The sequence below is a fragment of the Flavobacterium sp. genome, assembly GCF_044348915.1.
In the GTDB taxonomy this organism is placed as follows: Bacteria; Bacteroidota; Bacteroidia; order Flavobacteriales; family Flavobacteriaceae; genus Flavobacterium.
The window spans coordinates 1-12398 of the sequence record NZ_JBIKRX010000080.1 but is presented as its reverse complement, the minus strand read 5'-3'; the positions used below and the strand labels follow the sequence as shown (position 1 = coordinate 12398).

The window sequence follows — 12398 nt, the reverse complement described above, 5'->3', positions numbered from 1 at the left end:
CACGGAACCCACGAAGTATGTTTGAACGCTATTTTTGCCGCTTTGAAAAGGCTAAAATCAAAACCTTATATGCGTGATTGTTGGTTGTGGTTGTACCGAGGAGCTTGGCACGAATGGGATTTACACGAAATCGATATGGCGGTTCCATTGAGCCCTGATGAGGTAACCATCAAAAGACACGCTATTTTGTACCACCAATCGCAAAAAGACCGAGTGATGTTTCAAGGCAACGATTCTAGAGAATTTTGGGTACGCGCAGAAGACCGAAACAAACACACCGCAAAATTGTATGACGAATTAGGCCTAGCCGAATATGAAGCCATCGAAGCTTTCAAACGTTTTGATTATTAAAAAACGACACAAAATGAAATACATTTTCATCTTATTACTGTCAAGCATTTTAGTCAACGCTCAGATTAAAACTGAAGCATTACACCTAATGCCTTGGCCTCAAAAAATCAATTTATCAGAAGGTAATTTTGCTTTAACCAAAAACTTTAAAGTAAACATTATAGGCAATCCAAATCCTCGAATTTTCGCGAGAACTACACAATTTTTGCGAAGATTAGACGGGAGAACCGGGCTATTTTTCGAACAAGGTTTTGTAACGAAAACCAATGAAGTTCCAACAGCGCAATTGCAAATTAATTGTGTCCAAAACGGAAAGATTGGAATAAACGAGGATGAAAGCTATCAATTAGAAATTAAATCTGATAAAATAAACATCAACGCTAGTTCTGATTTAGGCGCAATGCACGCCTTGGAAACTTTACTACAGTTGCTACAAAACAATAGTACTTCTTACTATTTCCCAGCGGCTTCAATTTCAGATTTTCCACGATTTACTTGGCGCGGATTGATGATCGATGTGGCCCGCCACTTTCAACCTGTAGATGTTATCAAAAGAAATTTAGATGCCATGGCGGCGATGAAAATGAACGTTTTTCATTGGATTTAACCGATGACCAAGGTTGGAGAATCGAACTAAAAAATCACCCTAAACTGACGCAACTCGCTTCAGACGGAAATTATTATACTCAAGAAGAAATCAAAAACATTGTAAAATATGCTGATGAAAGAGGTATTCTTGTGGTTCCGGAAATAGATGTACCCGGACACGCTTCGGCTATACTTTCGGTTTATCCAGAGGTGGGAAGTAGAATAATTTTTGATCAGAAAACTTATGCTGTCGAAAGAAATTCGGGGATTTTTACACCAACATTAGACCCATCAAACCCAAAAACCTATCAAGTGTTGGGCGAGATTTTCGATGAAGTTTGCCCCTTGTTTTCAGGAAACTATTTCCACATTGGTGGAGACGAAAACGAAGGAAAAGATTGGGATTCCAACTCAAAAATCCAGGATTTCAAAAAGAAAAATGGTTTTGCCAACAATCACGAATTGCAAACCTATTTTACAATGCAATTGATTCCGATGTTGAAAAAACACAACAAAACCTTAATGGGTTGGGAAGAAATAATGACCAAGGACCTTTCGAAAGACGCCATAATTCATTCTTGGAAAGGAATAAACGAAGGTGTTCCAGCAGGACAATCCTTGACCAATGCAGTCAAGAATGGTTACAAAACGGTGTTGTCGAATGGCTATTATATCGATCTGATGCTGGGTGTCGAAAATCATTATACAACTGACCCAATGCCAAAAAACATCACATTGACTGCTGAAGAAAAAGCAAGAATATTGGGCGGAGAAGCCACAATGTGGAGCGAACTTGTCACCCCAACGACTATCGATTCACGCATTTGGCCAAGAACTTCAGCAATAGCCGAAAGATTATGGTCTAATGAAAGTGTGACTGACATGAGCAGTTTGCGCAAAAGAATGAAAGCTATTTCTTTTCAATTAGAAGCGCTAGGAATAACTCATATTAGAAATAAAGGAGTGCTTTTGCGCAACATCAGTAACAATCAAAAAACTGATGCTCTGGAGGATTTTTCAAAAATTTGCGAACCGCTAAAAGTGTATTCACGAAATGCTGGAGGTACTGAATATAAGACCTACTCCCCTTTTACCTTATTTGCAGATGCTTGTACACCCGATGCCGTTGATGCCTTAGGTTTTAATGAAGTCGTAAGCAATTATTTGAAAAACAAAAGCACCGAAAACCAGATTGCGGTTACTGATTATTTAAAAAAATGGATCAATATCCATTCCAAACTGATGGCATTAAGTGCCAATGCGCCGCTTATTCAACCGCTTTTGCCTTTATCTAAAAGTTTAAGCGATTTGTCGGAACAACTGCTTTTAAAAATAGAAAAAAAGCAAGCTGTAAATCCAACTATAATGAATGATTTATTAGAAAAATGCAATTCTAAAAATCATGCCGATGTTGAGCTAGCAGTATATAGTAGCCTGAAAAAATTAAATTCGGCTGAATAAAAATGATAGTAAAAAAGTTTAGTTAATTGAGTATTGATTAGTTTTGTTTAGAGTGAAATATTGTTTTCCTAAGCTTGAAGTAAGTGTTAGAATCCAAGAAAATGATATTATAAACCTGGCTTTTTTAGCCAGGTTTTTTTTTGTTTCTTAGAGACCTTTCCTGCCTAATTAATTAAACTTAAAATACTGTTAATTCTTCGGCTGACAACTTGTCATATTTAGCCAAATAATTGTAACTTTGCCTTCTTATTAAAAATACACTTTTGAAAGTGACTATGGAAAAGATTATTGAAGAAAGCAAACAAGGTGAAAGCCTAGTTTTAGAAAATAAACCCGAAAATACCAAGAAACTCTTTATAGAAAGTTACGGCTGTGCAATGAATTTTTCGGATAGCGAAATCGTGGCTTCGATCCTATCGTCAAACGGATATAACACCACTCAAATCCTTGAAGAAGCCGATTTGGTTTTGGTAAACACCTGTTCGATTCGGGACAAAGCTGAACAAACGATTCGCAAACGATTGGAAAAATACAATGCCGTAAAACGCGTCAACACTAAGATGAAAGTGGGTGTTTTGGGTTGCATGGCAGAACGTTTGAAAAGTCAATTTCTCGAAGAAGAAAAAATTGTTGACCTTGTCGTGGGGCCTGATGCTTACAAAGATTTACCCAATCTTTTAGCCGAAGTCGAAGAAGGTCGCGATGCCATCAACGTGATTTTATCAAAAGAAGAAACCTACGGCGATATTTCGCCCGTTCGATTGAATTCAAATGGAGTTTCGGCTTTTGTTTCCATCACACGTGGTTGCGATAATATGTGTACGTTTTGCGTGGTGCCTTTTACCCGAGGTCGTGAACGTAGTCGTGAACCACAAAGTATTATGAAGGAAATTCAGGATTTATGGGACAACGGTTTTAAAGAAATTACGCTTTTGGGTCAAAATGTGGATAGTTATTTATGGTATGGCGGAGGATTGAAAAAAGATTTCACCAACGCTTCAGAAATGCAAAAAGCCACCGCAGTTGATTTTGATCAATTACTCGAAATGGCGGCGGTTGGTTTTCCAAAAATGCGCATTCGCTTTTCAACTTCCAATCCGCAAGATATGCACGAAAGCGTGTTGCATGTGATTGCGAAACATTCGAATATTTGTAAACACATTCATTTGCCAGTTCAATCAGGAAGCGACAGAATTCTCAAAGAAATGAATCGTTTGCACACTCGCGAAGAATACATGACTCTGATTGACAAAATAAATTCAATTATTCCAGATTGCTCGATAACCCAAGACTTGATTGCTGGTTTTCCAACGGAAACCGAAGAAGATCATCAAGATACTTTGAGTTTAATGGAATACGTGAAATACAGTTTTGGTTATATGTATGCCTACTCGGAACGTCCGGGAACTTTGGCTGAACGCAAAATGGAAGACGATGTTCCAGAACCAACAAAATTGAGAAGACTGCAAGAAATTGTTGATTTACAGCGTGAACACAGCGCGATGAGAACCCAAGAATTTGTTGGAAAAACAGTAGAAGTTCTAGTGGAAAAAGCATCCAAACGATCAGAAAAAGATTGGTCTGGAAGAAATTCACAAAGTATTGTGGTAGTTTTTCCAAAAGAGGGGTACAAAATAGGTGAATTTGTAAATGTAAAAATCACCTCTTGCACTAGCGGAACATTGATTGGGGAAGCGGTTGGTTTGAGCGAGATGAATTGATTTTTTTTAGCCACGAATTACACGAATTGGCACAAATTTTTTATTTTTTTGAATTACACGAATTTTAAAAATAGTAATTTATGGAATTATACAAGCAGGAAGAATATTATAAAATAATCGGTCTTTGTATGGAAGTTCACAGAATTCTTGGAGGAGGACTATTGGAAGCTGTTTACAAAGAAGCTCTTGAAATTGAATTTGACTCTCATAATATCCCTTACGAAAGAGAAAAAGAATTTATAATTGAATATAAAGGTCATCGATTAAAGAAGAAGTTTTATGCAGATTTTATAGTATATGATGAAATCGTACTAGAAGTAAAAGCTACAAAATTATTAGTTGATGAAAACATAACTCAAACTTTAAATTATATGTCTATCACAAAAAGTGGGCTGGGAATTCTGGCAAACTTTTCTCATAAATCTCTACAACATAAAAGAGTTGTAATTTAAAAATTCGTGACCCGAGCAACAGTGAACAGACGAAGTAAATAATTAAGTGAAATTAAAATTAGTGCCAATTAGCGAAATTCGTGGCTAAACATTATGGAAACAGTTCAATCAATAAAACAACGATTTGAGATTATCGGGAATGACCCGAAACTCAATCGCGCGATAGAAAAAGCCATTCAGGTGGCGCCAACTGATATTTCGGTGTTGGTTGTGGGTGAAAGTGGCGTTGGAAAAGAAAGTATTCCAAAAATTATTCATTCGCTCTCGCATAGAAAACACGGGAAATATATTGCTGTAAACTGCGGTGCGATTCCCGAAGGAACAATAGATAGTGAACTTTTTGGTCACGAGAAAGGCTCTTTTACAGGCGCAACTTCTACTCGTGAAGGTTATTTTGAAGTGGCTAGCGGCGGAACAATTTTCTTAGACGAGGTTGGTGAATTACCTTTGACAACACAAGTTCGATTATTGAGAATTCTCGAAAATGGAGAGTTTCTAAAAGTAGGATCTTCACAAGTTCAAAAAACCGATGTGCGGATTGTAGCTGCGACCAATGTCAATTTATTTGATGCCATCGAAAAAGGAAAATTCCGTGAAGATTTGTATTATCGTTTGAGTACGGTAGATATTACTTTGCCGCCTTTGCGCGATCGAAAAGATGATATCCATTTGTTGTTCCGAAAATTTGCAGCAGATTTTGCTCATAAATACAAAATGCCTCCAATCAAATTAGATGATAATGCAGTACACTTATTGCAAAAATTTCGTTGGGGTGGTAATATTCGTCAACTGCGAAATGTTGCCGAACAAATTTCCGTTTTAGAAACCAATCGCGACATTTCTGCGGCAACTCTACAATCCTACCTCCCTGCCGAAGCCAGTAATTTGCCTTCTGTTATCAAGGAAAACAAAGCCGAAAATGATTTTTCTACCGAAAGAGATATTCTGTACAAAGTACTTTTTGATATGAAAGGTGATTTGCACGATTTGAAAAAATTAACTTTGGAATTAATGAAAAATGGTTCTGCAAAAGTGCAAGACATCAACACCAATTTAATTCAAAAAATATACGGTTCAAAAGAATCTGAAAGTGAAATTTCATTCGAAGAGGAACCATCAAATGTAGTTTTTTCGCAAGAATATGCAGGACAAAAAGAGAGTTTGAATTTTCAAGAAAACGATGATGATTTTCAATTTGCTGAAACCGTTGAAGAAGAGGAAATTCTAAAACTCGAGCAAAGAGAAATCGAAATGATTAAAAAATCATTAGAAAAAAACAAAGGAAAACGAAAAGCTGCCGCCGATGAATTGGGAATATCAGAAAGAACTTTGTATCGAAAAATAAAACAATTTGATCTATAAAAACAATTGAAATTCCAAAAATAAAATTCCAAATTCCAAAAAAATAGAAATCCTAAAACATAAATTCCCAATTCCAAAATAGTATATTTGTAATCGAATTAAATCATTGTTTAAATGATTGGAATTTGGCATTTTAAAAGTTTGGCATTTTAAAAATGATTAGAATTTGGAATTTCAAAATTGGAATTTATTAAACATATTATGAGAAAAACACATCTTTTTTTAATTCTAATTTTAATCTGTACGACAAACAGTTGTAACGTATATAATTTTACAGGAACAGGCAAAATTGACGCCAAAACCTTTCAAGTGAATTTCTTTCCAAACAACGCCGAACTGGTTCAGCCGGGTCTCGACAGGACTTTCACATTGAATTTGCAGGACCTTATCCAAAATCAAACGAATTTGAACTTGGTTAAAAACGGTGGAGATTTAACCTACGAAGGGGAAATTACTGATTACCGTGTTACTCCGATGATGGCTACTGCTGATATTACAGCGGCGCAAAACAGATTGACTATTAGAGTAAAAGTCCAGTTTACTAACAAGAATAAAGAAGCAGATAATTTCGATAAAACCTTTGAGTTTTTTTACGATTATCCAGCCGCACAACAACTTAGTGGGCCAACACTCGACAGCGCTGTAAAAATTATTTTCGAAAGAATCACACAAGATATATTCAACGAATCTTTGGCAAAATGGTAAATCCAGTTGGCAGATAGCAGTTTTCAGTTTGCAATCGAACACTGAACACTAAAAATGAATACTGAATACTGAACACTAAAAATGAACGTAACCGATTATACTTATTTAATTAACAAACCTGATGCTATCAACGAGAAGCAAACGGACGCTTTGGGAAGAGTGCTGGATGAATTTCCGTATTTTCAAAGTGCACGAGCGATGCGATTGAAAGGACTTTTCAATCAAAATAGTTTCCGATACAATTACGCTTTGAAAGTTACGGCTTCGCATACCACCGACAGAACCGTTTTATTTGATTTTATTACATCCGATACTTTTGTTGCTATTCAAAAAGGATTGTATGACAAGAAAATCCTTGAATTACATGACATCAGTGTAACCGATTATGAAGTTATCATCCCTGAAATTCGACTTGAACCCAAAATAAACACCTTAGAACAGTCCATACTTACAACAATAAAAGAAGCAGCTTCAGTTGAAGAGGATTCCGCTACAAAACTAGCCGAAGAGAACCTAGCCATTGGCAAACCATTGGGCTTTTCTAAAAACGAGAAACATTCCTTCCAAGAATGGCTTCAGCTGTCCAGAACGCAGCCGATTGTTAGAGAAAAAGAAACTACTGAAGACAAAGCATCTTCCCCATTAGAGGACGACAAAAAGAAAAAAGCAGCGCTAATTGATAAATTTATCGAAGCTAGCCCTAAAATTTCACCCATAAAACCCAACTCGGAATCTTCTTTTCAAATTGACATCAATAAAACAGATAATTCCTATTTAATGACAGAAACTTTAGCGCGAGTTTATTTGGAACAAAAAAAATATCAACGTGCTATTCAAGCTTATGAGATATTAATTTTGAAATATCCAGAAAAAAGTAGTTTCTTTGCAGACCGAATCGCGGATATCAAGATTTTACAACAAAATAATAATTAAACAATGAGCACATTTTCGATTTTTTTAGTATTAATAACAATAGTTTGTTTCCTACTTGTAGTAGTAATAATGGTTCAAAACCCTAAAGGAGGCGGACTTTCATCCTCATTAGGCGGATCAACTCAAATAGGTGGAGTACAAAAAACTACCGACTTTTTAGACAAAAGCACTTGGACATTAGGAGCCATATTAATTGGACTGATATTACTTTCAAGCTTAAGTTTTGGAGGATCATTAGGAACTCCTGATTCAAAAATAATTGATAAAACAGAAGCACCAGCTCCAAAAGCTGCAACTCCTGCTCCAATAACACCTGCTCCGGCAACTCCAGCAGCAAAAAAATAATTAGCACATCAAAATAAACTAAATGCCAGCCTGTCAAAGCTGGCATTTTTTATAAGAAAAAATGTCAGTATTTTGCCCTTGGCACAATTTCTGAAATCCGAATATCATCAAATTATTAACAAAATATATTATATCATTATGGCTTTAAACATTAAACCGCTTTCAGACCGTGTTCTAATAGAACCTGTAGCTGCTGAAACAAAAACTGCCTCAGGGATTTATATTCCCGATACTGCAAAAGAAAAACCACAAAAAGGAACTGTAGTTGCTGTTGGAAATGGAACAAAAGACCACCAAATGACAGTAAAAATTGGAGATTCTGTTCTTTACGGAAAATATGCCGGCACTGAATTGAAATTAGAAGGAAAAGATTATTTGATAATGCGTGAGGACGATATTCTTGCGATAATCTAAGTATTAAGATTTGAGTATTAAGTATTAAGACAAAAAAATTAATAATGAGGATGCGATTGCTTCGTTCCTCGCAATGACAAAAAAATGGCAAAAGATATAAAATTTGATATTGAAGCACGTGACGGATTAAAACGTGGAGTAGATGCATTGGCAAACGCAGTAAAAGTAACTCTTGGACCAAAAGGTCGTAACGTAATTATTGGAAAATCTTTTGGTGGACCAACGGTTACTAAAGATGGTGTTACCGTTGCAAAAGAAATCGAATTGAAAGACCCATTAGAAAATATGGGCGCTCAAATGGTAAAAGAAGTAGCTTCTAAAACCAATGATTTAGCAGGAGACGGAACTACAACTGCAACCGTTTTGGCGCAAGCTATCGTAAAAGAAGGTTTGAAAAACGTAGCTGCCGGAGCAAACCCGATGGACTTGAAACGCGGAATCGACAAAGCCGTTGAAGCCATTGTTGCTGACCTTGCCAAACAAGCTAAAGTAGTTGGAAGTGATTCTGAAAAAATAAAACAAATTGCTTCTATTTCTGCTAACAACGACGAAGTGATTGGCGAATTGATCGCTAATGCTTTTGCAAAAGTGGGAAAAGAAGGGGTTATCACTGTGGAAGAAGCCAAAGGAACTGACACCTATGTAGATGTTGTGGAAGGAATGCAGTTTGACAGAGGTTATCTGTCTCCTTATTTTGTGACCAATGCGGAAAAAATGGAAGCTGAATTAGAGAATCCATATATTCTTTTGTATGACAAAAAAGTATCTTCTTTAAAAGAATTGTTACCCGTTTTAGAACCAGTAGCGCAATCAGGAAAACCATTATTGATTATTGCCGAAGACGTTGACGGAGAAGCTTTATCTACATTGGTGGTAAACAAATTACGCGGTGCGTTGAAAATTGCAGCTGTTAAAGCTCCAGGTTTTGGTGACAGAAGAAAAGCAATGTTAGAAGACATCGCTATCTTGACTGGCGGAACTGTAATCTCTGAAGAAAGAGGGTATACTCTTGAAAACACAACTATCGAAATGTTGGGAACTGCAAAAAGAGTAACCATCGACAAAGACAATACTACAATTGTAAGCGGTGCAGGCGAAGCTGATATGATCAAAAATCGCGTCAACCAAATCAAAGGTCAAATGGAAACGACAACTTCTGATTATGACAGAGAAAAATTGCAAGAACGCTTAGCTAAATTAGCTGGAGGTGTTGCTGTTCTTTATGTTGGTGCTGCTTCTGAAGTAGAAATGAAAGAGAAAAAAGACAGAGTTGACGATGCGCTTCACGCTACTCGTGCTGCTGTCGAAGAAGGAATTGTTGCCGGTGGTGGAGTTGCCTTATTGAGAGCTAAAAACGCCCTTGCAGCCTTGAAAGCAGACAATCCTGATGAAGCAACTGGAATCAAAATTATTTCTCGTGCAGTAGAATCTCCTTTGAGAACCATTGTTGAAAACGCTGGATTGGAAGGATCTGTTGTTGTTGCAAAAGTGGCTGAAGGTTCTGGAGATTTTGGTTACAATGCCAAAACGGACGAGTATGTAGATATGCTAAAAGCAGGAATCATAGATCCTAAAAAAGTAACTCGTGTGGCTTTAGAAAATGCTGCTTCAGTTGCCGGAATGATCTTGACTACCGAATGCGCTTTAGTTGACATCAAAGAAGAAAGCGGATCTCACCCACCAATGGGCGGAGGTATGCCAGGAATGATGTAATCTAAAGTACGAGGTACGAAATACGAAGTACGAAATACGAGAACAAGGTACGAAATACCAGGTACGAGATACGAAGTACGAAGTTTAAAATTAAAGAACTCCGGAGTTTATAGCTTCGGAGTTTTTTGCGTTTAGAGTGTAAATCCTCGATTATTTTTTAGGATTTTGATAGCCGATTTTGGCACCAAAAGTCTTCCAAAGCAAAATCTCTGTAAATCCCTCTTTGATAAAATTGGACAATTTCCCAATGATTTTAAAACCAAAACCCGTATAAAGCTGAAGTGCTCTGGTGTTGAAGGAGGAAACACAAATAAAGATATTGGGTGAAATTTTCAAAATACGCTCTTCGCAAAAAGTCAAAAGTTTTTTACCAAGTCCTTTTCCTCTACAGTCTTTATTGATACAAATCGTCTGAATATATCCCTTGAAAGTTCCTTCCATCTGAAGAATTACAAATCCAGCAATTACAGTATTTATTCTAATGAGATAAACTTCTTTTGATTGGCCATTAAAGGCTTGACCACACAAATCGAAATCCATTTCTAGCGTAATCCACGGATCCGATTTTGCCATCATCAAGGCGCAAAAATCAAAATCATCTTGATTTGTAGTTTTTTCGATTGTAATTTTTTCAATAGCTTTCATAAGTCTTTGAACTAGAATTCGCTCAAATATAATCATTTTTTGTAGCTTTGAAATCCTATACATTCCTACCATGAAAAATCAAGTTTTCTCCGCTATTTTATTTGGTCTTCTCGCTTTCCCTATCTTTTCTCAAACCAAAGATGAAGCCATTTTTCTTGAAAAAAATAAGATAGAATTAGCTTCAACCCCTTCAGAAAGTATCATTAAAATTGCCAAAAGTTTTCTAGAAATTCCTTATGTCGCCTCCACTTTGGAAATCAATGAGACCGAACAATTAGTATGCAATTTAAGCGAATTAGACTGCTTTACTTTTGATGAAAATGTTTTGGCATTGTATCTTACCAAAAAGAAAAACTCCACTTCTTACAAAGATTTTCAAGATATTTTGACACAATTACGTTATCGAAATAACAAAATAGACGGTTATGCTTCGCGTCTGCATTATTTTACAGAATGGGTACGACAAGCTGAAAAAAACAACTATATTAAAGATATAACCCTTGAAATTGGCGGCGAAATCACCAGCAAAGAAGTTCATTTTATGAGCAAAAATCAGAAATTGTATCCCAAGATTAATGATGAAAAAACCTTAAAAACGATTGCCCAAAACGAGAAAAAAATCAATAAAAAGCCGCTATCACAAATAGAAAAAACAAAAGTAGCCTCTGTAGAAAGCAAGATAAAAGAAGGCGATTTTATTGCAATGACTTCAACAATTGAAGATTTGGATTGCAACCACGTAGGAATAGCAATTCTTGTAAACGGTCGAATACATTTGCTTCACGCTTCATCCTCGCTCAAAAAAGTGGTCATTTCAGAAAAACCATTAGCAGAATACCTGCAAGGCATCAAAAAAGATGCGGGAATTATGGTATTGAGGGTTATGTAGAAATTGCAGATACTGTCTTTCAAAAAATGATTATAAAAAAACACAAGGTTTTTCTTAAAAAAAAAACAAAGTTACTTTGAAAAATTTTGTACTTTGCTAGTACAATAAAACCCCACAAATGAAACAAGCAATTAGCATTATTCTAATCCTACTCACAAGAACGCTACTCTTTTCTCAAAATGCAGAAATTCCACAAAAAATAAAAACCAATTTAGAAGATTATTTTCATTTCGAGAGAGAAAATATTCACGTACAATTCAACAAAACAATTTATATCTCTAACGAAAATATTGCGTTTAAAGGATATGTTTTCAATAAACAAAGTAGTGTCCCCAATTTGAACACTACCAATGTACAGTTGATCATTTATGACGCCCAAGGCGAAGTGATTCAGCGAAAGTTGTTGTACACTACGCTAGGAACTTTTGATGATATTGTGACTTTGGACGAAAAATTAGCTTCTGGAAAATACCATTTTCATTTCTATACCAATTGGATGAATAATTTTATGGAAGACGAATCTTTTGTTCAAACCATAGAAATTATTAACCAGAAGGATTCCTACCAATTCAAATCTGATCAAGCCGATTTCAGTACTGCATCCATAAATTTCAACCCAGAAAGTGGCGCTTTTATTAAGGGAATCAACAATACTATTGGCATTCAAATCAAAGATTGCAACGAAATTGGAATACAAATTATGGAGGGATTTTTGGTAGATTCGAAAGGTGCAACCATCACAACTTTCTTTACCAACAAAATGGGTTACGGAAAATTGGAATTGACTCCTGATTTGAATGAAACTTACTCTGTGAAAAT

At 36.0% G+C, this 12398-nt stretch carries 11 protein-coding genes and 2 pseudogenes; 12 read left to right on the top strand and 1 reads right to left on the bottom strand.

Annotation, left to right across the window (positions count from 1 at the left end):
- The 10 genes and pseudogenes from ACIQ1E_RS11750 to groL form a co-directional block, all read left to right on the top strand.
- Positions 1-351 (top strand): annotated as a pseudogene (locus ACIQ1E_RS11750) (glucosamine-6-phosphate deaminase); the annotation flags it as partial.
- Positions 314-2400 (top strand): annotated as a pseudogene (locus ACIQ1E_RS11745) (beta-N-acetylhexosaminidase). The pseudogenes ACIQ1E_RS11750 and ACIQ1E_RS11745, both read left to right, overlap by 38 nt.
- A 275-nt stretch (positions 2401-2675) precedes the next feature.
- Positions 2676-4121, top strand: a complete 1446-nt coding sequence (gene miaB / locus ACIQ1E_RS11740) for a tRNA (N6-isopentenyl adenosine(37)-C2)-methylthiotransferase MiaB (RefSeq protein ID WP_396171495.1) — start codon at positions 2676-2678, stop codon at positions 4119-4121.
- 80 nt (positions 4122-4201) lie between these two features.
- A complete protein-coding gene (locus tag ACIQ1E_RS11735) occupies positions 4202-4573 on the top strand; it encodes a GxxExxY protein (protein ID WP_396171494.1) in 372 nt (123 codons plus the stop codon).
- Between the two features lie 93 nt (positions 4574-4666).
- A complete protein-coding gene (locus tag ACIQ1E_RS11730) occupies positions 4667-5935 on the top strand; it encodes a sigma 54-interacting transcriptional regulator (protein WP_396171493.1) in 1269 nt (422 codons plus the stop codon).
- A 201-nt stretch (positions 5936-6136) separates the two neighbouring features.
- Positions 6137-6640, top strand: a complete 504-nt coding sequence (locus ACIQ1E_RS11725; RefSeq protein WP_396171492.1) for an LptE family protein — start codon at positions 6137-6139, stop codon at positions 6638-6640.
- Between the two features lie 81 nt (positions 6641-6721).
- Positions 6722-7573, top strand: coding sequence for a tetratricopeptide repeat protein (locus ACIQ1E_RS11720; protein ID WP_396171491.1), 852 nt, complete (start codon positions 6722-6724; stop codon positions 7571-7573).
- Between the two features lie 3 nt (positions 7574-7576).
- Positions 7577-7918, top strand: a complete 342-nt coding sequence (gene secG, locus ACIQ1E_RS11715) for a preprotein translocase subunit SecG (RefSeq protein WP_396171490.1) — start codon at positions 7577-7579, stop codon at positions 7916-7918.
- Between the two features lie 138 nt (positions 7919-8056).
- Positions 8057-8332, top strand: a complete 276-nt coding sequence (groES, locus tag ACIQ1E_RS11710) for a co-chaperone GroES (protein ID WP_396171489.1) — start codon at positions 8057-8059, stop codon at positions 8330-8332.
- 84 nt (positions 8333-8416) lie between these two features.
- The gene (groL, locus tag ACIQ1E_RS11705; protein WP_396171488.1) at positions 8417-10045 is read left to right on the top strand and encodes a chaperonin GroEL; all 1629 of its coding nucleotides are present in this window, start codon (positions 8417-8419) and stop codon (positions 10043-10045) included.
- A gap of 150 nt (positions 10046-10195) precedes the next feature.
- On the opposite strand, the gene ACIQ1E_RS11700 is transcribed toward groL, so the two are convergent.
- The gene (locus ACIQ1E_RS11700) at positions 10196-10726 is read right to left on the bottom strand and encodes a GNAT family N-acetyltransferase (protein WP_396171487.1); all 531 of its coding nucleotides are present in this window, start codon (positions 10724-10726) and stop codon (positions 10196-10198) included.
- A 34-nt stretch (positions 10727-10760) separates the two neighbouring features.
- Here ACIQ1E_RS11700 and ACIQ1E_RS11695 point away from each other — a divergent pair, with 34 nt between their 5' ends.
- The gene (locus tag ACIQ1E_RS11695) at positions 10761-11579 is read left to right on the top strand and encodes an N-acetylmuramoyl-L-alanine amidase-like domain-containing protein (protein ID WP_396171486.1); all 819 of its coding nucleotides are present in this window, start codon (positions 10761-10763) and stop codon (positions 11577-11579) included.
- Between the two features lie 118 nt (positions 11580-11697).
- The coding region (locus ACIQ1E_RS11690; protein WP_396171485.1) for a hypothetical protein at positions 11698-12398 on the top strand (701 nt) is incomplete at its 3' end.

Bases quoted from the DNA above. Each gene is read 5' to 3' on its own strand.
- ACIQ1E_RS11695 (WP_396171486.1), top strand. From the start codon at position 10,761: ATGAAAAATCAAGTTTTCTCCGCTATTTTATTTGGTCTTCTCGCTTTC.
- ACIQ1E_RS11725 (WP_396171492.1), top strand. From the start codon at position 6,137: ATGAGAAAAACACATCTTTTTTTAATTCTAATTTTAATCTGTACGACA.
- ACIQ1E_RS11700 (WP_396171487.1), bottom strand. From the start codon at position 10,726: ATGATTATATTTGAGCGAATTCTAGTTCAAAGACTTATGAAAGCTATT.
- ACIQ1E_RS11730 (WP_396171493.1), top strand. From the start codon at position 4,667: ATGGAAACAGTTCAATCAATAAAACAACGATTTGAGATTATCGGGAAT.
- groL (WP_396171488.1), top strand. From the start codon at position 8,417: ATGGCAAAAGATATAAAATTTGATATTGAAGCACGTGACGGATTAAAA.
- ACIQ1E_RS11720 (WP_396171491.1), top strand. From the start codon at position 6,722: ATGAACGTAACCGATTATACTTATTTAATTAACAAACCTGATGCTATC.
- miaB (WP_396171495.1), top strand. From the start codon at position 2,676: ATGGAAAAGATTATTGAAGAAAGCAAACAAGGTGAAAGCCTAGTTTTA.
- ACIQ1E_RS11735 (WP_396171494.1), top strand. From the start codon at position 4,202: ATGGAATTATACAAGCAGGAAGAATATTATAAAATAATCGGTCTTTGT.
- secG (WP_396171490.1), top strand. From the start codon at position 7,577: ATGAGCACATTTTCGATTTTTTTAGTATTAATAACAATAGTTTGTTTC.
- groES (WP_396171489.1), top strand. From the start codon at position 8,057: ATGGCTTTAAACATTAAACCGCTTTCAGACCGTGTTCTAATAGAACCT.